Below are 21,103 nucleotides of genomic sequence, written 5' to 3' on the forward strand. Positions count from 1 at the left end.
ATCAGTTCTCCAGAACGTCGAGCAGGCCCAAAGGCAGCGGAACGTCCATCAGACGGTCGAACAGCAGGTACAGACCGATGGCCATCAACGTTGTCACCACGATGCTGGGCAGCCAGCGACCGCCGTACAGGCGCGCCATCGGGATGCCGATCAGGATGCTGCTGAGGATGAAGCCCAGCGGTTCGAACAGGCCGGCGAACACCAGCAGCAGGACGACGCAGATGCCGATCTTGGTCAGGGTTTGGCGATCCAGCGGTGGCTCGTCTTCGCTGTGTTTGATCGGTGCCGGGCGGAACACCATGTACAGCAGCGCCACGCCCATCAAGCCGAGCATCAGCAGGGGAAAGGCACGCGGGCCGACCGGTTCATAAGAAAAAGCCGCTTGATACGGCCACGCCATCAGCGCCAGGCCGACGCAGGCCAGCAATAGCACCGAGGCGAAAATGCGTTGTAAGAGCATGGGAAACTCCTGTGCCGAGGCCTCGATGCGCGAGGCCACGGCGGCTAGAGAGAGACGATCACTGAATCAGGCCGAACTCTTTGGCCAGCACTTTGTAGTCCGCCACCTGTTTCTTCACGTAGGTGTCCAGCTCCGGGCCGGTCATGGCGAACGGGAACAGTTCACGCTGATCGCGCAGCTTGGCGAAATCGTCCGAGGCCAGCAGTTTGTCGAAGGCGTCTTTCCACCAGGCGTAGTCTTCGTCGCTGACTTTTGGCCCGAGGTAGAAACCGCGCACTACCGGCCAGACGATGTCGTAGCCCTGCTCGCGCGCGGTCGGGATGTCTTTCATTTCCGGTTCGTCGATGCGTTTATCGGCGAACACCGCGAGCAGACGCATGTCACCGCTCTGGATATGCGGCATGGAGTCGGAGATGTCGGTACTACCCACCTGGATGTGACCGCCGAGCAGTGCAGTAGCGATTTCGCCGCCGCCTTCGAGCGCGACGTAACGCAGGTCTCGCGGGTTGATTCCGGCGGCCTTGGCGATCAGTGCGGTCTGCATCCAGTCCTGACTGCCGACCGTACCGCCGGAACCGATCACCACTTTGCTCGGATCTTTCTTCAGCGCCTGAACGAGATCGTCGAGGGTCTTGTAGGGCGAATCGCTTTTCACCGCGATGGCGCCGTAGCTGGTGCCGACGGCGGCCAGCCAGCGCACATTGGTTTCATCGAAACGACCGAACTTGCCTTGCGCCAGGTTCAGCAACGAACCGCTGGACCATGCCACCAGCGTCCCGGCGTCGGCCGGGCGCTGGGCCACCACCGCGTTGTAGGCCACCGCGCCGACACCACCGGGCATGTAGGTCACGCGCATCGGTTTGGTCAGCAGTTTTTCGTTGACCAGCGCGCTTTGCGCCAGTTTGCAGGTCAGGTCGAAACCGCCACCGGGAGAGGCCGGGGCGATGCATTCGGGGCGTTTTGGTTCGGCCATCAGTTGGCCGGCGAACAGCATGACGCCGGCGGCTAGAGCAACTTTACGCAGTGATAAGTTCATCTATGTCTCCTTGGGAGTTGTTGTTATGGACGTACTGAATTACCAAAGGGCAACGCTATAGCTCACCAGCAGCCGCACTTCATCGGCATCGCGGGCTGAGTAGTTGGAACGGTAAGTGGCATTGCGCAGACGCACGGCAACATCCTTCAGCGCGCCGCTTTGTACTACATATTTGATCTCGGTGTTGCGCTCCCACTCTTTGCCTTCGTCGCCATTCTTGAGCTTGATGTTGTCACCGCTCAGGTAACGGCTCATGAACGACAGGCCCGGGATGCCGAGGCGGGCGAAGTCGAAATCGTAACGCGCCTGCCACGAGCGTTCTTCGGCGCCGGCGAAGTCATTGATCTGCACGAAGTTGACCAGGTACGGGTCGCTGCCATCGACATACGGGAACGCGCTGTCGCCGGACATGTGCTGATAACCGGCAGTGAACTTGTGGCCGCTCAGCGCATAGCTGACCAGACCGTTGAGCGAGCGGTTGTCGATCTCGCCACCGCGGGCCGCGCCCTGATCGTCACTGACCGCAAAGCGCAGGTCGGTGGCGAACGTGCCCGGCCCCATTGGCCGCGAGGCGACCAGGCCGAAGAAGTGCTGGTTATAGACTTCGTCGAGCTGGGCGAAGTGGTAACTGCCGGTGATCTTGTCGGTGAACTTGTAGTCCACACCGGCAAAATCGAAATGCTTGCCGGCCACGGTGCCAGCGAAACGGCTGTTCTTGTTGTTGAGGGCGATGTCCTCGAAATCGGTGCTGTCGCGATCCTTGGCTTTCTCCAGACGCCCGCCGGTGAAGGTCAGGTTCTTGATCTCTTTGGAGGTCAGCAAACCACCTTCAAAGGTCTGCGGCAGGATGCGCCCGTCGTTCGGTTTGAGGATCGGCAGTTCCGGAATCAGGCTGCCGATTTTCAGTTCGGTGGCGGAGATTTTCACTTTGCCGGTCAGGCCGACTTTCGAGTATTCGTTCGCCGCGCGTCCGTCGTCGTGGGTCGGCAACAGGCCGGTGCCGGTGCGATCCGGGCTCGAATCAAGTTTGACTCCCAACATGCCCAGCGCATCGACACCGAACCCCACGGTGCCGTCGGTGTAACCCGATTGCAGATTGAGCATGAAACCCTGCGCCCATTCATCGCGCTTGGATTGCTGGGCACTGGTGCCATCGCGAAAGTCGCGGTTGAAGTACATGTTGCGGGTTTCGAAGGTGGCGGAACTGTCTTCGATGAAGTCGGCGTAGCTCAGCGGCGAGAAACCGGCGAGGGCAGCAGTGCTGGCGAGGGTGGCGTGGCGCAAACGAGAAGGACGAACAGGCTTGAGAGCCTTGGTCTGCAAGGACGGCATGCGGGTGTACTCCGTTTATTGTTCTTATTGGTCGAAAACGCATCGGGGCGTTTTTCGTATCGCTGTGTGGCAGCAGCGACGGCAGTCGGAACTGTCCGTGGGCGGACTCTAGCGGGCTAACCTTTCACTAACCTTTCAGCCGGATTTCGCGGTTTTCGGGCTTCACAGCGGCGGTTGCGGCTGTAAACTCCGCGGCAAAGAATGGCGTCGGCCATCCGTGAATGAGGTAACGATCCATGCGTGTCCTGCTCGTCGAAGACCATCTGCAACTGGCCGAAAGTGTCGCTCAGGCGCTCAAGAGCACCGGTCTGACCGTGGACGTACTGCACGATGGGGTGGCCGCCGACCTGGCGCTGGGCAGCGAGGAATACGCGATGGCGATCCTTGATGTCGGTCTGCCGCGCATGGACGGTTTCGAGGTGCTGGCGCGCTTGCGCGCACGCGGCAAGAACCTGCCGGTGTTGATGCTGACGGCGCGCAGCGATGTGAAGGACCGGGTCCACGGCTTGAATCTCGGCGCCGACGATTACCTGGCCAAACCGTTCGAACTGACCGAACTCGAAGCTCGGGTCAAAGCCTTGCTGCGGCGCAGTGTGCTCGGTGGCGAGCGTCAGCAGCGTTGCGGCGTGCTGGCCTACGATCTCGACACCCGGCGCTTCAGCCTCGGCGAAGAACTGCTCACGTTGACCTCTCGCGAACAGGCGGTGCTCGAAGCGTTGATCGCCCGCCCGGGACGGGTGATGAGCAAGGAGCAACTGGCCGCACAGGTATTTGGTCTCGACGAAGAAGCCAGCCCCGACGCGATCGAAATCTACGTGCATCGCCTGCGCAAGAAACTCGACGGTCAACCGGTGGCGATCGTGACTTTCCGTGGCCTCGGTTACTTGTTGGAAAGCCGCGATGCATAAGCCCAGCAGCCTGCGCTGGCGGTTGCTGTGGAACCTCGCGTTGTTGCTGGTGGTGTTGATGCTCGCCAGTGGTTTGAGCGCGTACTGGAACGGGCGCGAAGCCGCCGACACGGCCTACGACCGAACCCTGTTGGCCTCGGCGCGAACCATCGCCGCCGGCCTCTCGCAGCGCGACGGCACGCTCAGCGCCGACGTGCCCTACGTGGCCCTCGATACGTTCGCCTACGACAGCGCCGGGCGGATTTACTACCAGGTCAACGACATCCATCAGAAGCTGATTTCCGGCTACGAAAACCTCCCCGGGCCGCCACCCGGCACCCCGAGAACCGACAGCTATCCAGCGCTGGCGCGTTTCTACAACGCGACGTATCGCGGGCAGAACGTGCGCGTGGTCAGTCTGCTCAAGGCCGTCACCGAACCGAACATGAATGGCATGGCGGAAATCCGTGTCGCGGAAACCGACGAGGCGCGAGTCGCCATGGCTCGCAGTCTGGCGGCTGATACGCTGCTGCGCCTGGGCATGCTCGCGATCGGCGCCTTGTTGCTGGTGTGGTTTGCAGTGAGTGCGGCGCTGCGTCCGCTGGAGCGTTTGCGCACGGCGGTGGAAGAACGACAGTCGGACGACCTCCGGCCGCTGCCGCTGGTGGAAGTGCAGCGCGAATTGTGGCCGCTGGTGCGTGCACTCAATCATTTCACCGAGCGGTTGCGCGGGCAGTTCGAACGGCAGGCGCAGTTCATCGCTGATGCCGCACACGAACTGCGTACGCCGTTGGCAGCGTTGAAGGCGCGGCTGGAGTTAGGGCTGCGTTCGACGGAACCGCAAACCTGGCGCAGTACCCTGGAATCCTCTGCGCAAAGCACCGATCGCCTGACCCATCTGGCCAATCAACTGCTGTCGCTGGCTCGCGTGGAAAACGGTGCCCGGGCGATCGCCGAGGGCGGCGCGCAACTGCTGGATCTGAGTCAATTGGCCCGCGAATTGGGCATGGCCATGGCGCCCTTGGCGCATGCTCGTGGGGTCGCGCTGGCGCTGGAGGCGGATGAGCCGGTGTGGTTGCGAGGTGAACCGACGTTGCTCAATGAACTGCTGAGCAACCTGGTGGACAACGCGCTGGCGCATACGCCGCCGGGCGGCAATGTGATTCTGCGGGTTGCGGCACCGGCGGTGCTTGAGGTTGAAGATGACGGGCCGGGGATTCCGCTGGAGGAGCGTGATCGAGTGTTTGAACGCTTCTACCGGCGCAATCAGCAGGTCGCAGGTTCAGGGTTGGGGCTGGCGATTGTCGGGGAAATCTGCCGGGCGCATCTGGCGCAGATCACGTTGCATGATGGCGAGCAGGCCGGTTTGAAGGTTCGAGTGAGTTTTATCGCCGGATAGCAGCCGAGATGGCTTTTGTGGCGAGGGAGCTTGCTCCCGCTCGGCTGCGCAGCAGTCGTGATCCCTGAGTGCAAGGTTTGCCTGATGAAGGGAGGCTGCCTGGTTTTGGGGCCGCTTCGCAGCCCAGCGGGAGCAAGCTCCCTCGCCACAGGTCAGTAAAACATCGTCCGCGATTCTTCCAGATCCGCGCACAATTCCTTGTTCTCCGGATCGATCCCCAGTTTCCTGAACGCCGGCACACTGAGCGGATCAATCCGTGAAATCGGATGATCGCTGTCTTTGTGGCAATACAGACTCGCCACCTGCACCAGATCGACGTAATCGATGTGCGCCGAGTCGCGTTTGAAATCCAGGTACAGCCCCGGCAACGCCACCAGTTGCTCGGGAAACTCCCAGACCCGCAACAGTTTGTCGCCCAACAGTGGATGAATGTGGTCGATCACATGGTTGAGGCTGACCGGGTCTGACAGCAGTTCGTAGTGATCTTCGGCGTAGGTCAGGATCGGCAGCACGCCAATCTGATGCACCAGTCCGCCGAGCGCTGCCTGATCAGGCTTGAGTTGGGTATGCCGACGGCACAACGCATAGCTGACACCGGCGATTTCCAGACTCTTGCGCCAGACTTCGCGCATCTTCTGTTCGACCACTTCGGAGCGGGCGTGGAAGATCTGTTCCATCACCAGACCGATGGCCAGGTTGCTGCTGTAGTTGACACCCAGCCGGGTGATCGCGGTGTGCAGATCGGTGACTTCCTGGGTCGCGCGCAGCAACGGGCTGTTGACCACTTTGATCAGGCGCGCCGACAGCGCCGTGTCACGGCCAATCACTTTGCTCAGGGTGCTGACGCTGATTTCCGGGTCTTCGGCGGCCTTGCGAATTTGCAGGGCCACTTCCGGTAACGTTGGCAGAACCAGGTCATCGTTATCGATGGCCTCAACCAAATCCTGTTGGACCTTATCCGCCAGCTCGCTCATGTGGACTCTCTAGGGTGTTGCAACAAAAGCTGCGATCAGCGCTGGATTTCGCGGTCGCGATCCAGTTCGTAGGGCAAGTCGAGCAAATGCAGGGCAGGCCCTTCGAGGGCGCCCAAGTGCAAATCACCCGCTTCGGCAGCTTCGGCCTGCAACACCGCCAGCAGTTCAATTTTTTCTTCGGCGTGGGCAGCAATCACCACTTCGCCGATGGCGCTGCCATGGCTTGGGGCGAACAGCGGGGTGCCCGGCTCCGGCAGTTCGCTCGCGTCCAGCTGCACGCGGTAGAGACGACGCTTGAGCTTGCCGAGGTACTGCATGCGCGCGACGATTTCCTGGCCGGTGTAGCAACCTTTCTTGAAACTTACGCCACCGACGGCCTGCAAGTTGAGCATCTGCGGGATGAACAGCTCGCGGGTGGTCGGCATGACCTGACCGATACCGGCGCGGATCTGCCCCAGCAGCCATTGGTTCAATTCGCCTTCAGGCAGGGCGGTGGCCAACTTGGCTTTGATGGCGTCGGCTTGATCGGCCGGAACCCAGAGTTCGGCGCGATCCGGCGAGACGCGAATCGCGATCAGACCTGCGTTGCGCACCACGCTGTCGGTTACGCCTGGCAGGTTCAGACCCAGGCTGGCCAACGCTGCGTCGCCGTGCTCCAGGCCAAAACGCACCCAGGCGGCGCTTTCGTCGGTCAGTTTGGATTTGGAGAACACCGCGTACTTTTTCAGATCCGCCAGCTGTGGCTCCAGCAGTTCGCTAGCCATCGCCAGCAGCACGCCGTCACCTTCGAGCAGAATGCGGAAGCTCGACTGCATCCGGCCTTTTTGCGTGCAGCGCGCGCCCAGGCTGGCCTGGCTGTCGCTGAGGTAATTGATGTTGCAGGTCAATTGGCCTTGCAGGAATTTGCCGGCATCCACGCCGCGAACCGCGAGTACGCCTTCATGAGACAGGGTGCAGAAAAAAGCAGAATCGGCCATGGGTCATCGCAGGGTAAATAGTCTGGGGCACATCATAAGGGCGCGTTGTTGAAATGGGTAGTTGATAAAGGATCGGTGGTGCCCGACCAAAGCCGACTGTGCGACCCGCGCCGGGGCTGTATACTGCGCGCCTATTTGAGGAGGGCTCCATGGTCGAACAAGTTGAACTCAATCGCCTCTTCTGGCACAGCCGCCGTGGCATGCTGGAACTTGACGTGCTGCTGGTGCCGTTCGTGAAAGAGGTCTATCCGCACCTCAACCAGGTCGATCGCGACTTGTATGTCCGTCTGCTGACCTGTGAGGATCAGGATATGTTCGGCTGGTTCATGGAGCGCAGCGAGTCCGAAGACCCTGAGCTGCAGCGCATGGTGCGGATGATCCTGGACCGTGTTCAGCCCAAGTAACACGTTCGAATGCCGCTGGCATGCCTCACGGCAGTTGCTGGCGGCGTATCTGTTGGCCCAGGCGTTCGCTTTGGGTGCCTTGTTTCTTCTGTCGATTCCACTCTGGGTCAGTCTGCTCGGGGCTTTCGCCTGTCTGCTGCATGCCGCTTGGGTGGTGCCACGGCAGATTCTGCTGAAGCATCCGCAGGCTTTTTGCGGATTGCGCCGCGACGCCGATGGCTGGCAGTTATGGAATCAGGCGGGTGGCTGGCAAGCGGTTCAGTTGCGCCCCGACAGCCTGGCGTTGCCACTGATTGTGGTGCTGCGTTTTCGTTTGCGCGGGGAGCGGCGGGTGCGCTCGCTCTGCGTACCGCGAGACTCGCAGGCAGCCGATGTGCATCGACGCCTGCGGGTGCGGCTCAAGTTCAGCCGGCGTAGGTGGGCGGCACCAGAATAGTGTCGAGCGCCTCGGGCAGCAGGTTCGGGTAGTCGAGGGTGTAATGCAGTCCACGACTTTCCTTGCGTTCCATGGCCGAGCAGATCATCAGTTCGGCAACTTGCGCCAGATTACGCAGCTCGATCAGGTCGCGGCTGACTTTATAGTTGCTGTAGAACTCGTCGATCTCGTCCAGCAACAGACGCACGCGGTGCTGAGCCCGTTGCAGGCGCTTGTTGGTGCGCACAATGCCTACGTAGTCCCACATGAACCGACGCAGCTCGTCCCAGTTGTGGGCGATGATCACGTCTTCGTCGGAATCGGTCACCTGGCTGGCGTCCCACTCGGGCAGGGCGTTTGGCGCGGCGACGTCATCCAGTTGCGCAAGAATGTCCGCTGCCGCCGAGCGGGCATAGACGAAACATTCGAGCAGCGAGTTGCTGGCCATGCGGTTGGCACCATGCAGACCGGTGAAGCTGGTTTCGCCGATCGCGTACAGCCCCGGCACGTCGGTACGACCGTGCTGGTCGACCATCACCCCACCACAGGTGTAGTGCGCTGCCGGTACGACCGGGATCGGTTGCTTGGTGATGTCGATGCCGAAACCCAGGCAACGTTCGTAGACGGTCGGGAAGTGGCTTTTGATGAACGCTTCAGGCTTGTGGCTGATATCGAGGTAGACGCAGTCGACGCCCAGACGCTTCATTTCATGGTCGATGGCCCGGGCGACGATGTCGCGTGGCGCCAGTTCGGCACGTTTATCGAAACGCGGCATGAAACGTTCGCCGTTGGGCAGCTTCAGGTGCGCGCCTTCGCCACGTAGTGCTTCTGTGATCAGGAAACTCTTGGCCTGCGGGTGATACAGGCAAGTGGGGTGGAACTGATTGAATTCCAGGTTCGCCACCCGGCAACCCGAGCGCCAGGCCATGGCGATGCCATCACCGCAGGCGCCGTCGGGGTTGCTGGTATAGAGGTAGACCTTGGCCGCGCCGCCTGACGCAAGGATCACGAAGCGCGCGCCGTAGGTGTCGACTTCGCCGGTCGCGCGATTCAGCACGTAGGCGCCGAGGCAACGCTCGCCGTCCATGCCCAGACGGCGCTCAGTGATCAGATCTACGGCAACCCGTTGCTCAAGCAACTCGATATTGGCGCGCTCTCTGGCCTGGGCGAGGAGGGTGGTGAAAATCGCTGCACCGGTCGCATCGGCTGCGTGGATGATGCGTCGATGGCTGTGACCGCCTTCACGGGTCAGGTGGAATTCGAAACCGCCGTCTTCGGTTCCGGACTGTTCGTCGCGGGTGAAGGGCACACCTTGGTCGATCAGCCACTGGATGGCTTCGCGGCTGTGCTCGACGGTGAAGCGCACCGCGTCTTCATGGCACAGACCGCCGCCGGCGTTGAGGGTGTCGTCGACGTGGGATTCGACAGTATCGGTATCGTCCAGCACGGCAGCGACACCGCCCTGAGCCCAATAGGTCGAGCCGTTGGCCAGATCGCCTTTGCTCAATACGGCAATGCGCAAGTGACCCGGCAGGGTCAGCGCGAGACTCAAACCGGCAGCGCCGCTGCCAATGACCAGAACATCGTGTTGAAACTGTTGGCTCATTTCAGGATTCCGCTCAAAGCGACCCGGATCGGGGGTGGCGCAAGACAGCTGGATCGGCGAGTCAAGACAGCCACACAGCCCACTAGTATATAGAGGGGGGGAGCGGCACAATAGCCGGGCTCGTATGGCATTGTGAAACTACTGTGACGACAAAAGCTTGACGCTTCGTCGGACGTTTTTTTCCGTCGTTTTGGGAAAAGGCGACTGTATCGAGGATGAAACAGGCTTTTTCCGCGCACGGTCGCTCAATGTCGCTTGAGCGCGGCTATAAATAATTGGAACTTTTGCCAGAGGCCCAAGATCAATAGTCCGTTGCCTGAAGCACGGGACAGTGTCGGCTTCAATGCAAAACCTGCGAATTGGGTTTTGCCGGCGAACCGATGACAAGATTATTCGCGCAGCCGGTTTATCCCGCGCTGCGTTTTTCGTGCGTGCCAAATCAGAGCCCGCAGGAAACTTGCCTGGAGGGGGAGAACTTTTGCGAAAAGCCCGAGTCTATGTTTGCAAGTCTGGTCGTTTAGTTATGCAAGCCTCCTCCATGCTTATCGAGGAGTGTTCATGCTAACCCAGGAAGAGGATCAGCAGCTGGTCGAGCGCGTTCAGCGTGGCGACAAGCGAGCTTTCGATCTGCTGGTGCTGAAGTATCAGCACAAAATTCTCGGGTTGATCGTGCGTTTCGTGCACGACACCCATGAAGCCCAGGATGTGGCTCAGGAAGCCTTTATCAAGGCCTACAGAGCGCTAGGAAACTTTCGCGGAGACAGCGCGTTCTATACGTGGCTTTACCGCATTGCCATCAACACGGCAAAAAACTATCTGGTTTCACGCGGCCGCCGGCCGCCGGATAGCGATGTAAGTTCTGAAGATGCGGAGTTCTACGACGGCGATCACGGCCTCAAGGATCTCGAATCACCGGAACGCGCATTGCTGCGGGATGAGATCGAAGGCACCGTCCATCGAACCATTCAGCAACTGCCAGAGGATTTACGTACGGCTTTAACTTTACGTGAATTCGATGGTCTGAGTTACGAGGACATTGCGAGCGTCATGCAGTGTCCGGTGGGTACCGTGCGCTCCCGGATTTTCCGCGCCCGGGAGGCCATCGATAAAGCCCTGCAGCCGTTGTTGCAGGAAAACTGAGACAGCGGCGACAGCCAAGAGAGGAACGCCATGAGTCGTGAAGCCCTGCAGGAATCGCTGTCCGCAGTGATGGATAACGAAGCGGACGAACTGGAATTGCGTCGAGTGATCAATGCACTGGACGATGTTGAAACCCGTGAGACCTGGGCTCGTTATCAGATCGCTCGGGCAGCGATGCACAAGGATCTGCTACTTCCGCGTCTGGACATTGCTGCGGCAGTTTCTGCTGCGCTGGAAGACGAAACGGCTCCAGCCAAAGTATCCCGTGGCCCATGGCGCAATCTTGGCCGTCTGGCCGTTGCAGCGTCGGTGACTGTTGCGGTGCTGGCCGGTGTGCGCCTGTACAATCAGGACGAAATCGCTGGCGTCGAGTTGGCCCAGCAGTCCAATCAGCCTTCGCTGGTTGCGCCTCAGGTCAAAGGCCCGGCTGTTCTGGCAGGCTACAAAGAAAGCTCGGAAACCACAGGCCCGATGGCCAATGGTGTACTGCAAGGTCAGCCAGGCTGGCACGATCAGCGTCTGCCAGGCTATCTGCGTCAGCATGCCCAGCAGGCTGCACTGAAAGGTACTGAAAGCGCACTGCCTTATGCGCGTGCAGCAAGCATGGAAAACCGTTAAGGAGGATCATGCGCGCCATACCTCTACTTTCGCTTCTGCTTGGCGGCTGGTTCGTTGTTCCAGCCCATGCCGACGAGGCTCAGGACTGGTTGACCCGCCTGGGCCAAGCCGAGCAGCAGCAAAGCTTCCACGGCACTTTCGTATACGAGCGTAACGGTAGTTTTTCTACCCACAACATCTGGCATCGTGTCCAGAATGGCCAGGTCCGCGAGCGTTTGCTTCAGCTCGATGGCTCGGCTCAGGAAGTCGTGCGCGTTGATGGACATACTCAATGCGTCAGCGGCACCCTGATTGCGGGGTTGGGAGACTCACCCAACTCGACCGCTCGTTCGCTTGATCCCCAAAAGCTGAAAAATTGGTATGACCTTGCTGTCATCGGCAAGTCGCGCGTGGCCGGGCGTGATGCGGTAATCGTTTCGCTGACGCCTCGTGACCAGCATCGCTACGGTTTCGAACTGCATCTGGATAAACAGACTGGTTTGCCACTCAAGTCGTTGCTGCTCAATGACAAGGGGCAGTTACTCGAGCGCTTCCAGTTCACCAGCCTTGATACCGCGGATGCCCCTTCTGACAAAGATCTGCAACCTGGCACCGATTGCAAGGCAATCACCCTCGACAGTGACAAGGCCTCCGCCGTTAAGACGGCCCAGGTCTGGCATTCGGACTGGCTGCCTCCGGGGTTTGTGCTGACCAGCAGTACCTCGCACAAAGACCCGGAAACCAAGACTCAGGTCAGCAGCCTGATGTATGACGACGGGCTGGCGCGGTTTTCGGTGTTTCTCGAGCCGTTGAACGGCGCGACAGTCACCGATACCCGCACACAGCTCGGGCCGACCGTCGCTGTTTCCCGCCGCCTGACCACGCCTGAAGGCGAGATGATGGTGACGGTGGTCGGTGAAATACCCATTGGCACGGCCGAACGGATTGCCCTGTCGATGCGTAACGATGGCGCTGCAACCAGCAAGCAGTGAGCTGATTTCAGTCATTTCCACCTCTTCGTCGAGACGTAGATGAAATGTTTGCTCAGCATTTTCATTTGCAAATCACCCGAAAGTTTTTTATAGGTCAGAGCCTCACGGCTCTGGCCTTGTCTGTTGTTCCCGGAACAAAAATGCCGGCCCGCGGTTCCCGGTGTTCCTTGCTCCATATCGCTTAACCCTGCTCGTCGTAACGGGAGCTGTATGTCGATACTTAGCTTGAAGTCTTATCTCTCCATTTTCGCCACCGTGCTGGTGCTCGGTCAGGCTGTTCCCGCTGCCCAGGCGGCCGACTTGCCGGACTTCACCCAACTGGTTGAACAGGCCTCGCCTGCGGTGGTGAACATCAGTACCACGCAGAAGCTGCCTGATCGCAAAGTGAACCAGCAGATGCCTGACCTGGAAGGCTTGCCGCCGATGCTGCGCGAGTTCTTCGAGCGTGGCATGCCGCCTCAGCAGCGTTCGCCACGCGGTGATCGCCAGCGTGAAGCGCAATCGCTGGGTTCGGGCTTCATCATTTCATCGGATGGCTACATCCTGACCAACAACCATGTGATTGCCGATGCCGACGAAATCCTCGTGCGTCTGGCTGATCGCAGTGAAATGAAAGCCAAGCTGATCGGCACCGACCCGCGTTCCGACGTAGCCCTGCTGAAAATCGATGGCAAGGATCTGCCGGTGCTCAAGCTCGGCAAGTCCCAGGACCTGAAGGCTGGTCAGTGGGTTGTGGCGATCGGTTCGCCGTTCGGCTTTGACCATACCGTGACCCAGGGTATCGTCAGCGCCGTCGGCCGTAGCCTGCCGAACGAAAACTACGTGCCGTTCATCCAGACCGACGTGCCGATCAACCCGGGTAACTCCGGTGGTCCGCTGTTCAATCTGAACGGTGAAGTGGTCGGGATCAACTCGCAGATCTACACCCGTTCCGGTGGTTTCATGGGTGTGTCGTTCGCCATCCCGATTGACGTAGCCATGGACGTTTCCAATCAGCTGAAAAGCGGTGGCAAGGTCAGTCGCGGTTGGCTGGGTGTGGTCATCCAGGAAGTAAACAAGGATCTGGCGGAGTCGTTCGGTCTTGATAAGCCGGCCGGTGCGCTGGTTGCGCAGATTCAGGATGACGGTCCGGCAGCCAAGGGCGGCCTGCAAGTGGGTGACGTGATCCTGAGCATGAACGGTCAGCCGATCGTCATGTCTGCCGACCTGCCACACCTGGTCGGTGCGCTGAAGGCGGGCGCCAAGGCCAACCTCGAAGTGATTCGTGACGGCAAGCGCAAGAATGTCGAGCTGACAGTCGGCGCAATTCCGGACGAAGACAAAGAGCTGGCATCGCTACCGAAATCCGGCGCGGAAAGCAGCAGCAACCGCCTCGGTGTGTCGGTGGTCGAATTGACCGATGAACAGAAGAAAGCCTACGACCTCAAAGGCGGCGTGGTCATCAAGGACGTCCAGGATGGTCCTGCAGCCCTGATCGGTCTGCAGCCGGGTGATGTGATCACTCACCTGAACAACCAGGCCATCGGCTCCACCAAGGAGTTCGGCGAGATCGCCAAGGCGCTGCCGAAGAATCGTTCGGTGTCGATGCGCGTTCTGCGTCAAGGCCGGGCCAGCTTCATCACCTTCAAACTGGCTGAATAATCCGGTTGCGGTGAAATAAAAAACCGCCTCGAAAGAGGCGGTTTTTTTATGCCTGAAACAATGTTTCGAGGACGAAAACTCAGCCCATCATGTCCTTGATCATGCGCTCCTGCTCCATCAGCTCACGCTGGCGTGCATCGATCCGCGAGGACAGCGGGAAGTTGCTGCCAGCCTTGCGTTTGGCAAAGTCGAGCTGCTGGATCGCCTGACGATAATCACCCACCAGCGCAAAGTATTCGGCGCGAGCCTGATGCAAGCCGATGATGTTCCCTGACAAGCCACGGGTTTCGGCAACCTGATACCACACGTCCGGATCATTCGGGCGGGATTTGAGCAGGCCTTCAAGGGCTTTCTCCGCGTCGGCGGTGCGATTCTGTTTCAGCAGCAGATCGACGCGGACCTGATTCAGCGGGTAGTTGCCCGGATATTGCGTGAGCATCCGGTCAACCCGCGTTTGCGCATCCGGCAGGCGGTTGTTGGTGATGTCCAGGTCGATCTGCGCGAGGTTGTAGATGATCTCGTTCGGCGACTTGGCCAGCAACTGCTTGAGGTTCTCCCGCGCTTCATTGAGCTGAGCACCTTTGATCTGGGCGATCGCCAGGCCATAGCGCGCCACGTCGTTCTTCGGGTTCTCGTCCAATTGGGCGCGGAAGCGCTTGGCGCCCAGGCCCGGAGTTTCTTCATAGATCAGTTGGACGCGGGCACGAATCAACTGATAGCGCATGCTGTCTTCAATACCGCCCTGTGGTGCCTGCTCGGCGCGGTTGCGGGTGTCGGCGATACGCGATTCGGTGACCGGGTGAGTCAGCAGAAATTCCGGCGGCTTGGCGTCGAAGCGATACTGACGCATCAGGCGCTCGAACATGGTCGGCATCGAACGCGGGTCGTAGCCGGCCTTTTCCAGGTTGAGAATGCCGATGCGGTCGGCTTCCTGTTCGTTCTGGCGCGAGAAGGTGCGTTGCGACTGAATGGCTGCGGCCTGAGTGCCGGCGATGGTCGCGATCCCGGCATCACCGCCCCCGGCGGCGGCAATCACGATCCCGGCGAGCAGCGCCGCCATCATCGGCACCTGCATCCGCTGCGAAGCTTCTACACCGCGCGCAAAGTGGCGTTGTGACAAGTGAGCCAGTTCGTGGGCCAGTACCGAGGCGTACTCGCCCTCGGTCTGCGCGTTGAGGAACAGCCCGCCGTTGACCCCGACCACGCCACCCGGCGCCGCGAAGGCGTTGAGTTGCGGGCTGTTGATCAGGATGAACTCCAGACGGCGGTCAGTCACCTGGCTGGTTTCCACCAGCTTATAGACACTGGACTCGACGTAGTCCTTGAGCTGCGGATCGTTGAGCTGTGCAACCTGGCTGCGCAACATGGCCAGCCAGGCGCGGCCGAGCTGGTATTCCTGTTGCGGTGAGACAATGGCAGAACTGGCGTCGCCAAGTGACGGCAGATCGTCGGCAAAGCCCGGTGAGGCGAGCAGGCAAGCGAGCGTCAGCAGGGTAGGGCGCAGAAATGTCATGCACAAAGCCTTAGAAGACAAAGACCTTACTGTAGCCGGACACCGGGCTTGCGACCAGATATTCTAGGCAGCTCAATTACCCGAACCGGAGTGACGCGATGACCGACCCTGTAGCCCATGACTGTGAACTGGACGCCAGTGGTCTGAATTGCCCGTTGCCGTTGCTCAAGGCCAAAATGGAACTCAACAAGCTGCCCAGTGGCGCCGTGCTCAAGGTGATCGCCACGGATGCCGGCTCGCAGCGCGACTTTCGCACCTTTGCCCGTCTGGCCGGTCATACGCTGCTGCGCGAAGAAGACGAAGCAGGCGTCTACCGTTACTGGCTGAAAAAAGCCTGAAACCGACAGCGTAAAAGACCTAAGGATTATTGATGTTCAAAGTGTTACGCGACTGGATTCAGCGCTACTTTTCCGATGAAGAGGCGGTGGTGCTGGCGGTGCTGCTGTTTCTCGCCTTTACCGCGGTGCTCACCCTCGGAGGGATGCTCGCGCCGGTATTGGCCGGGATGGTGCTGGCGTATCTGATGCAAGGACTGGTGCTCGCTCTTGAGCGCATGCGCTTGCCTGGTGCGGCGGCGGTGGGGCTGGTGTTCGCGCTGTTCATGGGCGTGTTGCTGGTGTTCATCGTGGTGGTCTTGCCGCTGCTGTGGCATCAGTTGATCACGCTGTTCAACGAACTGCCGGGCATGCTCGCCAAGTGGCAGTCGCTGCTGTTGCTGCTGCCGGAGCGCTATCCGCATCTGGTCTCCGACGAGCAGGTACTGCAGGCCATCGAAGCGGCGCGCGGCGAGATCGGCAAGTTCGGCCAATGGGCGCTGACCTTCTCGCTGTCGAGTCTGCCGTTGCTGGTCAACATCATGATCTATCTGGTACTGGTACCGATCCTGGTGTTCTTCTTCCTCAAGGATCGGGCCATGATCGGCGAGTGGGTGCGCGGCTATCTGCCCCGAGAGCGGGCGCTGATCACCCGCGTGGCGCAGGAAATGAATCGGCAGATCGCCAACTATATTCGCGGCAAGGTCATCGAGATCGTGATTTGTGGCGGTGTGACCTATATCGCCTTCGTCGCCCTTGGCCTCAACTATGCGGCGCTACTGGCGTTGCTGGTCGGGGTGTCAGTGGTGGTGCCGTACGTCGGCGCGGTGGTGGTGACCGTGCCGGTGCTGCTGATTGCCTTGTTCCAGTGGGGCTGGAGCGATCAGTTCATCTATCTGATGGCGGTCTACGGGATCATTCAGACCCTGGATGGCAACGTGCTGGTGCCGTTGCTGTTTTCCGAGGCGGTCAACCTGCACCCGGTAGCGATTATCTGCGCGGTGCTGTTGTTTGGCGGGCTATGGGGATTCTGGGGAGTGTTCTTCGCGATTCCGCTGGCGACGCTGTTCAAGGCAGTGCTGGATGCGTGGCCGCGCAAGGAGCCGGTTGTAGCTCCGTTACTGTAAAGCCGGATTATTCGTTGAGGCCTATGGCCCCTTCGCGAGCAAGCCCGCTCCCACAGTTGACCGAGGTCTATGTGGGAGCGGGCTTGCTCGCGAAAGCGTCAGTGAAAACGACGCAGAAATATCAGGCCTTATTCAGGGCCTGAGCCGCAGCCAGCACCGCATCAACATGCCCCGGCACTTTCACGCCGCGCCATTCCTGACGCAGCACCCCGTTCTTGTCGATCAGGAACGTGCTGCGATCAACGCCCAGGTATTCCTTGCCGTACAGCTTCTTCAGCTTGATCACGTCGAACAGTTGGCAGACGGCTTCATCCTTGTCGCTGATCAGCTCGAACGGGAATTCCTGCTTGCACTTGAAGTTCTCGTGGGATTTCAGGCTGTCGCGGGAAATACCGAAGATTTCCGTGTTGGCAGCCTGGAACGCCGCGTACTGGTCACGAAAACCCTGGCCTTCGGTGGTGCAGCCCGGGGTGCTGTCCTTCGGATAGAAGTAGATCACCACTTGCTTGCCCTTCAGGGCGGACAGGCTGACGGTCTGCCCGCTGGTGGCAGGTGCTTCGAAATCCGCAACCGGTTGGTCGATGACAACGGCCATGAAAGCTTCCTTACATTGGGTTTTGTGGGCGCCAGGGTTCGATCAGCGCGTCCAGGTTCATTGCGTCGGCGAAGTCCAGGAACTGGTCGCGCAGCCAGCTGATCTGGGTGCCGGCCGGCAGCGTCACAGTGAATGTGGCATTGAGCATGGTGCCGCCGGTCTGCGGCGCCTGATAGGTATCGCAGGTCAGGTTTTCCAGCTCGACGTTGTGATCCATGAAGAACTGGCACAACTCGTTGATGATGTCCGGGCGATACGCCGAGCTGACATAGGCCACGTACGGCAGGGCCTGTGGGCGATTTTCCAGCGCGGCACTGCGCACCACGTTGACGGTAAAGGCGTGGCGCTTGGCCAGGCCCGACAGGCTGCCTTCGAGACGGGCCAGGGCGTCCCAGCTGCCGGAGATTTCCAGTACCAGAGCGCTGCATTCGCCATGGCGAGTCAGACGGGAGGTGACGACGGCGCAGCGATTTTCATGGCTGGCGCGGCACAGGACGTTAGTCAGCTCCATGGGGTTGGCGCCAAGGGCACTGATGACAAGGAATTGTTCGCGAACTGTGGGGGTGGACATGCAGCATTCCTAAAGCGATGAGCGGTCGGTAGGTCGATGGGCGTTGGCCGTCGGGATGCGTCTGCGCGTGCCGATTCAGAAAGCCCCGGGCCATGGCTCGCAATTCGCTCCAATATAGGCAGAGCGTGCAGCAGCGACACTGGAACGGGGCCTGGGTGGCCGACAGGGGAGGCTGGAGCCCGACGTACAAGCTGATCTGTACCGATCAAAGTCTGAAGGGTAGCGAAAACCGACGCCAAGGGGAATGGCGGCGCAGTACTTCGCTTGTGCAAGCATCTTGGCGCCAGTACCATTACCGCTCTCTTTTTCCGGCAGGAGCGTTTTCATGATTCGGGGCAGTATGGTGGCACTGGTCACACCCATGGATGCACAAGGGCGTCTTGACTGGGACAGCCTCCGAAAACTCGTGGACTTCCACCTTGAAAACGGCACCCATGCCATTGTCGCGGTCGGTACCACCGGCGAGTCGGCAACCCTTGATGTAGAAGAACACATCGCCGTCATCAAAGCCGTGGTCAAACAGGTTGCCGGCCGTATCCCGGTGATCGCCGGTACCGGCGCCAATTCGACCCGCGAAGCCGTCGAACTGACCCGCAACGCCAAGGAAGCCGGCGCCGATGCCTGCCTGCTGGTGGTTCCGTACTACAACAAGCCGACCCAGGAAGGCCTGTACCAGCACTTCAAGCACATTGCCGAAGCGGTCGACATTCCGCAGATTCTCTACAACGTTCCCGGCCGCACCTCCTGCGACATGCAGGCCGAGACCGTGATTCGCCTGTCCACTGTGCCGAACATCATCGGCATCAAGGAAGCTACCGGCGACCTGAAACGCGCCAAAGCCATCATCGACGGCGTGAGCGAGGACTTCATCGTGCTGTCCGGCGATGATCCGACCGCGGTCGAGCTGATCCTGCTGGGCGGCAAAGGCAATATCTCCGTGACCGCCAACGTCGCCCCGCGCGAAATGGCTGATCTGTGCGAGGCTGCGCTGAATGGCGACGCCGACACCGCACGGGCAATCAACGAAAAACTGATGCCGCTGCACAAGGACCTGTTCATCGAAGCCAACCCGATTCCGGTGAAGTGGGCTTTGGTTGAAATGGGCCTGATGCACGAAGGCATCCGCTTGCCGCTGACCTGGCTGAGCGCTCCTTGTCATGAAACGCTTCGCACGGCCCTGCGCCAGTGCAGCGTCCTGGTTTAATTGAGGAAGTACAACGCATGAAGCGAATGGCCGGACTTTCCGCACTTGCCTTGATTATCTCCAGCACCAGTGGCTGCGGATGGGTCTGGGGCCCGGAAGGTTATTTCCGTGACCGTGGTAGCGATTACCTGGAAGCGCAACAGACTCCACCGATGCAACTGCCACCGAATGTCAGCACCTCCAAGCGTCTGGATCCGCTGTTGCCGATCCCGCGCAACGTGGCTGATGACACCGCCAAGGGCGAATACGTGGTGCCGCGTCCACAACCGCTGTCGGCGATTGCCGACGCGACCGACTACTCGTTGCAGAAGAGCGGCGACTCGCGTTGGGTCATGGCCCAGCATCAGCCGGCCGAAGTCTGGCCAGTGGCGGTGCAGTTCTTCCAGGACAACGGTTTCCGTCTGGATGAACAGCGCCCGCAAACCGGCGAATTCACGACTAAATGGCAGCATTCCGACGAACTGTCCGCCGCCATGGCCAAGCGCCTGAGCGCAGCCGGTGTCGGTGCCGACAGCGAAACCCGCGTGCGGGTGCGTATCGAGCCAGGCGTGCAGCGCAACACCAGTGAGATCTACGTGGTCAGCGCCGAGCGTCCTGCCGGCAGCACCGCCGATGTCGATTTCACCAACCGTTCGGTCAACACTGGCCTGGACGCCGCGCTGGTCGACGACATGCTCGCGAGCATGAGCCGGATCTCCGAGAAGGGCGGTTCGGTGTCGATGCTGGCTTCGCGTGACTTCGATACCCCAAGCCGTGTCAGCCTCAGCGAAGACGGCAGCGGTAACCCGGTACTGAACGTCGGTCCGGACCTGGATCGTGCCTGGTCGAGCGTCGGTCGTGCGCTGGAGCAAGGTCAGTGGCGTGTTGAAGACATCAACCGCAGCCTGGGCCTGTACTACATCAACCTGGCCGAAAAAGCCGAGAAGAAAGACGACAAGCCTGGTTTCTTCAGCAGCCTGTTCGGCAGTGCGCCGACCAAGGAAGAAGTTGAAGCCCGCGCCGAGCGTTATCAGGTTCGCCTGAGCAAGGTCGGTGAAAACGTTCAGGTAACCGTCGAGAAGAACATCAACACCGTTGCGCCTGCCGATGTGGCACGCAAAGTGTTGAGCGTGATTCAGGACAACCTGGGCTGATCACATGCGCTTTGCCGTTCTCGGCAGCGGTAGCCAAGGGAACGGCACGCTGATCGCCAGCGCTGATACGTATGTGCTGGTGGATTGTGGTTTTTCCCTGCGGGAAACCGAAAAACGCCTGTTGCGCCTGGGTGTGAACCCGGCGCAACTGAGCGCGATACTCGTAACCCACGAACATGCCGACCACGTGCATGGCGTGGGTTTGCTGTCTCGGCGCTACAATCTTCCGGTCTACCTCAGTCGCGGCACACTGCGCGGGATGCGCAAACCGATCGAACCCGCAGGCTTTCTGGCCGGCGGCGAGCAGCTGCAGATCGGCGCACTGAATATCGGGGTCATTGCCGTGGCCCATGATGCGCAAGAGCCGACACAGTATGTATTCAGTGATAACGAGCAGCGGCGCTTCGGCCTGCTGACCGACCTGGGTTCCTACTGCGAGCGGGTGCTGGACGGCTATCGGGATCTCGATGCGTTGATGATCGAGTCCAACCACTGTCGCGACATGCTGGCCCGTGGTCACTATCCGTACTTTCTCAAGCAACGGGTGGGCGGCGAGCTGGGACATTTGAACAACCATCAGGCGGCATTCCTGGTGGCCGAGTTGGGGTGGCAGGGCTTGCAGCATCTGGTTCTCGCCCACCTGAGCAGCAAGAACAACCTGCCGCAGCTGGCCCGGCAATGTTTCGTCGACACCCTCGGGTGCGACCCGGACTGGCTGCAACTGGCCGATCAAGATTCAGGGCTCGACTGGCGCCATATCGCCTAGCCCATCTACTTAGCAAGCGG

General features: G+C 60.2%; 22 protein-coding genes. 13 read left to right on the forward strand and 9 right to left on the reverse strand.

Features of this window, described 5'->3' with window-relative positions:
• Window position 1 precedes the first annotated feature (1 nt).
• From NTD85_RS02450 to NTD85_RS02460, 3 genes are read right to left on the reverse strand one after another with little or no spacing between them, the layout of a single operon-like run.
• Entirely contained in the window at window positions 2-460 is a 459-nt protein-coding gene (locus NTD85_RS02450) for a tripartite tricarboxylate transporter TctB family protein (protein WP_201135575.1), read from the reverse strand.
• Window positions 461-518: 58 nt separating this feature from the next.
• A complete protein-coding gene (locus NTD85_RS02455) occupies window positions 519-1,496 on the reverse strand; it encodes a Bug family tripartite tricarboxylate transporter substrate binding protein (RefSeq protein ID WP_103485701.1) in 978 nt (325 codons plus the stop codon).
• A gap of 39 nt (window positions 1,497-1,535) precedes the next feature.
• Entirely contained in the window at window positions 1,536-2,828 is a 1,293-nt protein-coding gene (locus tag NTD85_RS02460; RefSeq protein WP_003222544.1) for an OprD family porin, read from the reverse strand.
• 236 nt (window positions 2,829-3,064) lie between these two features.
• Between NTD85_RS02460 and NTD85_RS02465 the strand changes: the two genes are divergently transcribed.
• Together NTD85_RS02465 and NTD85_RS02470 are read left to right on the forward strand one after the other, a co-directional pair.
• Entirely contained in the window at window positions 3,065-3,736 is a 672-nt protein-coding gene (locus NTD85_RS02465) for a response regulator (protein ID WP_003222545.1), read from the forward strand.
• The gene (locus tag NTD85_RS02470; protein WP_003222546.1) at window positions 3,729-5,114 is read left to right on the forward strand and encodes a sensor histidine kinase; all 1,386 of its coding nucleotides are present in this window, start codon (window positions 3,729-3,731) and stop codon (window positions 5,112-5,114) included. Before NTD85_RS02465 ends, NTD85_RS02470 begins: the two co-directional genes overlap by 8 nt.
• 152 nt (window positions 5,115-5,266) lie before the next feature.
• On the opposite strand, the gene NTD85_RS02475 is transcribed toward NTD85_RS02470, so the two are convergent.
• A complete protein-coding gene (locus NTD85_RS02475; RefSeq protein WP_003222547.1) occupies window positions 5,267-6,088 on the reverse strand; it encodes an HDOD domain-containing protein in 822 nt (273 codons plus the stop codon).
• Between the two features lie 35 nt (window positions 6,089-6,123).
• Window positions 6,124-7,065 carry a YgfZ/GcvT domain-containing protein gene (locus NTD85_RS02480; protein WP_262141341.1) on the reverse strand — a complete coding sequence of 314 codons (942 nt, stop codon included), beginning with the start codon at window positions 7,063-7,065 and terminating at the stop codon, window positions 6,124-6,126.
• A gap of 149 nt (window positions 7,066-7,214) precedes the next feature.
• Between NTD85_RS02480 and NTD85_RS02485 the strand changes: the two genes are divergently transcribed.
• Complete coding sequence (locus NTD85_RS02485) at window positions 7,215-7,469, forward strand: succinate dehydrogenase assembly factor 2 (RefSeq protein ID WP_003222550.1); 255 nt, start codon at window positions 7,215-7,217, stop codon at window positions 7,467-7,469.
• The gene (locus tag NTD85_RS02490; protein ID WP_262141342.1) at window positions 7,453-7,905 is read left to right on the forward strand and encodes a protein YgfX; all 453 of its coding nucleotides are present in this window, start codon (window positions 7,453-7,455) and stop codon (window positions 7,903-7,905) included. Before NTD85_RS02485 ends, NTD85_RS02490 begins: the two co-directional genes overlap by 17 nt.
• On the opposite strand, the gene nadB is transcribed toward NTD85_RS02490, so the two are convergent.
• Complete coding sequence (gene nadB, locus NTD85_RS02495) at window positions 7,874-9,490, reverse strand: L-aspartate oxidase (RefSeq protein ID WP_003222555.1); 1,617 nt, start codon at window positions 9,488-9,490, stop codon at window positions 7,874-7,876. The two genes, NTD85_RS02490 and nadB, sit on opposite strands and share 32 nt — an antisense overlap.
• 558 nt (window positions 9,491-10,048) lie before the next feature.
• Between nadB and rpoE the strand changes: the two genes are divergently transcribed.
• From rpoE to NTD85_RS02515, 4 genes are all read left to right on the forward strand, one after another.
• Window positions 10,049-10,630, forward strand: coding sequence for an RNA polymerase sigma factor RpoE (gene rpoE, locus NTD85_RS02500; RefSeq protein WP_003172477.1), 582 nt, complete (start codon window positions 10,049-10,051; stop codon window positions 10,628-10,630).
• 30 nt (window positions 10,631-10,660) lie between these two features.
• Complete coding sequence (locus NTD85_RS02505) at window positions 10,661-11,248, forward strand: sigma-E factor negative regulatory protein (protein WP_003222558.1); 588 nt, start codon at window positions 10,661-10,663, stop codon at window positions 11,246-11,248.
• An 8-nt stretch (window positions 11,249-11,256) separates the two neighbouring features.
• Window positions 11,257-12,219, forward strand: coding sequence for a MucB/RseB C-terminal domain-containing protein (locus NTD85_RS02510; protein WP_103485631.1), 963 nt, complete (start codon window positions 11,257-11,259; stop codon window positions 12,217-12,219).
• A gap of 210 nt (window positions 12,220-12,429) precedes the next feature.
• Window positions 12,430-13,860: a DegQ family serine endoprotease gene (locus NTD85_RS02515; protein ID WP_003222562.1), complete on the forward strand. Its 1,431-nt coding sequence runs from the start codon at window positions 12,430-12,432 to the stop codon at window positions 13,858-13,860.
• Window positions 13,861-13,939: 79 nt separating this feature from the next.
• Here NTD85_RS02515 and NTD85_RS02520 read toward each other — a convergent pair whose 3' ends face one another.
• Window positions 13,940-15,373 (reverse strand): M48 family metalloprotease, encoded by a 1,434-nt coding sequence (locus tag NTD85_RS02520; protein ID WP_003222564.1) that lies wholly within the window; start codon window positions 15,371-15,373, stop codon window positions 13,940-13,942.
• 98 nt (window positions 15,374-15,471) lie between these two features.
• On the opposite strand from NTD85_RS02520, the gene NTD85_RS02525 reads away from it, so the two are divergent.
• On the forward strand, window positions 15,472-15,711 hold the full coding sequence (locus NTD85_RS02525) for a sulfurtransferase TusA family protein (RefSeq protein WP_003222566.1): 240 nt from the start codon (window positions 15,472-15,474) through the stop codon (window positions 15,709-15,711).
• Between the two features lie 32 nt (window positions 15,712-15,743).
• Complete coding sequence (locus NTD85_RS02530; RefSeq protein WP_003222568.1) at window positions 15,744-16,814, forward strand: AI-2E family transporter; 1,071 nt, start codon at window positions 15,744-15,746, stop codon at window positions 16,812-16,814.
• Window positions 16,815-16,935: 121 nt separating this feature from the next.
• On the opposite strand, the gene NTD85_RS02535 is transcribed toward NTD85_RS02530, so the two are convergent.
• Window positions 16,936-17,409, reverse strand: a complete 474-nt coding sequence (locus tag NTD85_RS02535; RefSeq protein WP_003222570.1) for a peroxiredoxin — start codon at window positions 17,407-17,409, stop codon at window positions 16,936-16,938.
• 10 nt (window positions 17,410-17,419) lie between these two features.
• Window positions 17,420-17,980: a glycine cleavage system protein R gene (locus NTD85_RS02540; protein ID WP_003222572.1), complete on the reverse strand. Its 561-nt coding sequence runs from the start codon at window positions 17,978-17,980 to the stop codon at window positions 17,420-17,422.
• 325 nt (window positions 17,981-18,305) lie between these two features.
• Between NTD85_RS02540 and dapA the strand changes: the two genes are divergently transcribed.
• Genes dapA through NTD85_RS02555 form a run of 3 tightly spaced genes read left to right on the forward strand, consistent with a single transcriptional unit; the run spans window position 18,306 to window position 21,083 of the window.
• On the forward strand, window positions 18,306-19,184 hold the full coding sequence (gene dapA / locus NTD85_RS02545; RefSeq protein WP_226501565.1) for a 4-hydroxy-tetrahydrodipicolinate synthase: 879 nt from the start codon (window positions 18,306-18,308) through the stop codon (window positions 19,182-19,184).
• A 17-nt stretch (window positions 19,185-19,201) separates the two neighbouring features.
• Window positions 19,202-20,317: an outer membrane protein assembly factor BamC gene (gene bamC, locus NTD85_RS02550; RefSeq protein ID WP_003222574.1), complete on the forward strand. Its 1,116-nt coding sequence runs from the start codon at window positions 19,202-19,204 to the stop codon at window positions 20,315-20,317.
• 4 nt (window positions 20,318-20,321) lie between these two features.
• Entirely contained in the window at window positions 20,322-21,083 is a 762-nt protein-coding gene (locus NTD85_RS02555) for an MBL fold metallo-hydrolase (RefSeq protein WP_102354439.1), read from the forward strand.
• Window positions 21,084-21,103: the final 20 nt, after the last annotated feature.

It is taken from the genome of Pseudomonas sp. 13B_3.2_Bac1, assembly GCF_025466205.1.
GTDB lineage: Bacteria > Pseudomonadota > Gammaproteobacteria > Pseudomonadales > Pseudomonadaceae > Aquipseudomonas > Aquipseudomonas fluorescens_H.

Bases quoted from the DNA above. Each gene is read 5' to 3' on its own strand.
- NTD85_RS02455 (WP_103485701.1), bottom strand. From the start codon at position 1,496: ATGAACTTATCACTGCGTAAAGTTGCTCTAGCCGCCGGCGTCATGCTG.
- NTD85_RS02450 (WP_201135575.1), bottom strand. From the start codon at position 460: ATGCTCTTACAACGCATTTTCGCCTCGGTGCTATTGCTGGCCTGCGTC.
- NTD85_RS02535 (WP_003222570.1), bottom strand. From the start codon at position 17,409: ATGGCCGTTGTCATCGACCAACCGGTTGCGGATTTCGAAGCACCTGCC.
- nadB (WP_003222555.1), bottom strand. From the start codon at position 9,490: ATGAGCCAACAGTTTCAACACGATGTTCTGGTCATTGGCAGCGGCGCT.
- NTD85_RS02540 (WP_003222572.1), bottom strand. From the start codon at position 17,980: ATGTCCACCCCCACAGTTCGCGAACAATTCCTTGTCATCAGTGCCCTT.
- dapA (WP_226501565.1), top strand. From the start codon at position 18,306: ATGATTCGGGGCAGTATGGTGGCACTGGTCACACCCATGGATGCACAA.
- NTD85_RS02555 (WP_102354439.1), top strand. From the start codon at position 20,322: ATGCGCTTTGCCGTTCTCGGCAGCGGTAGCCAAGGGAACGGCACGCTG.
- NTD85_RS02510 (WP_103485631.1), top strand. From the start codon at position 11,257: ATGCGCGCCATACCTCTACTTTCGCTTCTGCTTGGCGGCTGGTTCGTT.
- NTD85_RS02465 (WP_003222545.1), top strand. From the start codon at position 3,065: ATGCGTGTCCTGCTCGTCGAAGACCATCTGCAACTGGCCGAAAGTGTC.
- NTD85_RS02505 (WP_003222558.1), top strand. From the start codon at position 10,661: ATGAGTCGTGAAGCCCTGCAGGAATCGCTGTCCGCAGTGATGGATAAC.
- NTD85_RS02485 (WP_003222550.1), top strand. From the start codon at position 7,215: ATGGTCGAACAAGTTGAACTCAATCGCCTCTTCTGGCACAGCCGCCGT.
- NTD85_RS02470 (WP_003222546.1), top strand. From the start codon at position 3,729: ATGCATAAGCCCAGCAGCCTGCGCTGGCGGTTGCTGTGGAACCTCGCG.
- NTD85_RS02475 (WP_003222547.1), bottom strand. From the start codon at position 6,088: ATGAGCGAGCTGGCGGATAAGGTCCAACAGGATTTGGTTGAGGCCATC.
- NTD85_RS02520 (WP_003222564.1), bottom strand. From the start codon at position 15,373: ATGACATTTCTGCGCCCTACCCTGCTGACGCTCGCTTGCCTGCTCGCC.
- NTD85_RS02515 (WP_003222562.1), top strand. From the start codon at position 12,430: ATGTCGATACTTAGCTTGAAGTCTTATCTCTCCATTTTCGCCACCGTG.
- bamC (WP_003222574.1), top strand. From the start codon at position 19,202: ATGAAGCGAATGGCCGGACTTTCCGCACTTGCCTTGATTATCTCCAGC.
- NTD85_RS02480 (WP_262141341.1), bottom strand. From the start codon at position 7,065: ATGGCCGATTCTGCTTTTTTCTGCACCCTGTCTCATGAAGGCGTACTC.
- NTD85_RS02530 (WP_003222568.1), top strand. From the start codon at position 15,744: ATGTTCAAAGTGTTACGCGACTGGATTCAGCGCTACTTTTCCGATGAA.
- rpoE (WP_003172477.1), top strand. From the start codon at position 10,049: ATGCTAACCCAGGAAGAGGATCAGCAGCTGGTCGAGCGCGTTCAGCGT.
- NTD85_RS02525 (WP_003222566.1), top strand. From the start codon at position 15,472: ATGACCGACCCTGTAGCCCATGACTGTGAACTGGACGCCAGTGGTCTG.
- NTD85_RS02460 (WP_003222544.1), bottom strand. From the start codon at position 2,828: ATGCCGTCCTTGCAGACCAAGGCTCTCAAGCCTGTTCGTCCTTCTCGT.